This is a genomic window from Haloferax sp. Atlit-10N (genome assembly GCF_003586325.1).
GTDB lineage: Archaea > Halobacteriota > Halobacteria > Halobacteriales > Haloferacaceae > Haloferax > Haloferax prahovense.
This window is the reverse complement of record NZ_PSYX01000118.1, coordinates 1-507: the sequence shown is the minus strand read 5'-3', so window position 1 is coordinate 507 and position 507 is coordinate 1. Positions and strand designations below refer to the sequence as shown.

Annotated in this window: 1 protein-coding gene; it reads left to right on the top strand. The window is 52.7% G+C overall.

Annotation, left to right across the window (positions count from 1 at the left end):
* Positions 1–30: 30 nt before the first annotated feature.
* A partial coding sequence (locus C5B91_RS21460) for a Cdc6/Cdc18 family protein (RefSeq protein ID WP_233547881.1) occupies positions 31–507 on the top strand: 477 nt, incomplete at its 3' end.

The window sequence follows — 507 nt, the reverse complement described above, 5'->3', positions numbered from 1 at the left end:
TTTATATGCTCTCCACCGGGTGTCGATTGTATGACTTCAGGCGGCAAGGAACAACGCTCACTTGATGAAATGTGGGCTGCTGAGGACCCGATATTCGAGCGAAAACAACTGCTCGAAATTGACCACATCCCTAACGAGGACCGCATCATTGGGAGGGACGAGGAGATTGAGAATATCGCGTCCTCCCTTCATCCAGCTATCAGCGGTGGCTCGCCGCGGAACACGCTTATCTACGGGAAAACTGGAACGGGAAAATCTCTCGTCACGAAACACGTCACACGGAGTGCCCAACGCTACGCCGGAAACCAAGGTGTGGAGATGGGTCGAGCCTACGTTGACTGTACGCAATCATCTACCGAGACCCGTGTCGTCGTCAACCTGGCTCGAGAACTCAATAATCCTGAAGAAACTGGTATCTCTATTCCCGAAACAGGGCTCTCGACCGACGCGTACTATCACCGACTCTGGCAAATCCTCGACGAACTCTATGATGTCGCGATCGTGATT